The organism is Streptomyces alkaliterrae (genome assembly GCF_007097205.2).
Taxonomy (GTDB): domain Bacteria; phylum Actinomycetota; class Actinomycetes; order Streptomycetales; family Streptomycetaceae; genus Streptomyces; species Streptomyces alkaliterrae.
In genome coordinates this window covers 1-957 of the sequence record NZ_VJYK02000622.1, presented here as the reverse complement: position 1 = coordinate 957, position 957 = coordinate 1, and the positions used below count along the sequence as shown (strand labels likewise).

At 71.8% G+C, this 957-nt stretch carries 1 protein-coding gene; it reads left to right on the top strand.

Features of this window, described 5'->3' with window-relative positions:
- Window positions 1-818: SAM-dependent methyltransferase (locus FNX44_RS27160; protein WP_228450318.1), on the top strand; the 818-nt coding region annotated here is incomplete at its 5' end.
- Between the last annotated feature and the right edge of the window lie 139 nt (window positions 819-957).

The following is a 957-nucleotide window of genomic DNA, read 5'->3' as shown; positions in this document are numbered from 1 at the left end:
CGCCCGGCCCGTCCGGCCAGGGGGAGACGGCCCCCGCCCCGGAGATCGACGTCAGCGTGCCGCACTCCGCCCGGATGTGGAACTACTGGCTCGGCGGCAAGGACAACTACGCGGCCGACCGCGCCGCCGGTGACCAGTTCAAGGCCAACTTCCCGGCCATCGTCGACACCGCCCGCGCCTTCCGCGCCTTCCTCAGCCGAGGCATCCGCTACCTCGCCGACGAGGCCGGCATGCGGCAGTTCCTCGACATCGGCACCGGCCTGCCGACCTTCGACAACACCCACGAGATCGCCCAGCGCATCGCACCCGAGTCGCGCATCGTCTACGTCGACAACGACCCGCTGGTCCTCGCGCACGCCCGAGCGCTGCTCACCAGCACCCCCGAAGGCGCCACCGACTACCTCCACGCCGATCTGCGCGACCCCGCGCCCATCCTCCGCGACGCCGCCCGCACCCTCGACCTCGACCAGCCCGTCGCGCTGATCCTCAGCGGCATCCTCGGCCACCTGACCGACGACGACGAGGCCCACCGGATCGTCGACACACTGCTCGACGCCCTGCCCTCCGGCAGCCACCTGCTCGTCTGCGACGGCACCAACACCGACGAGACCCTCAACGACGCCCAGCGCGAGCACAACCGCGACGCCGAGACCGTCCAGTACCGCCTCCGCAGCCCAGAGCAGATCGCCGCGTTCTTCAAGGGCCTCGAACTCGTCGAGCCCGGCGTCGTCTCCTGCCCCCTCTGGCGCCCCGAACCCAACCGCTTCGGCGAGCCCGTCCACGTCGACGCCTACGGCGCCATCGGCCGCAAGCCGTAGGCTGAGCAGGTGAGTTGGGGGAGGAGGGACACTGAACCACCGCACGCGCAAGAAGCTCAGCAGACAACTCGTCCACGCCGCCCGCTTCGAGGACCCGCGGCGGGTACGCGCCCTGCTCCGCGCCGGCGCCGACCCCGCC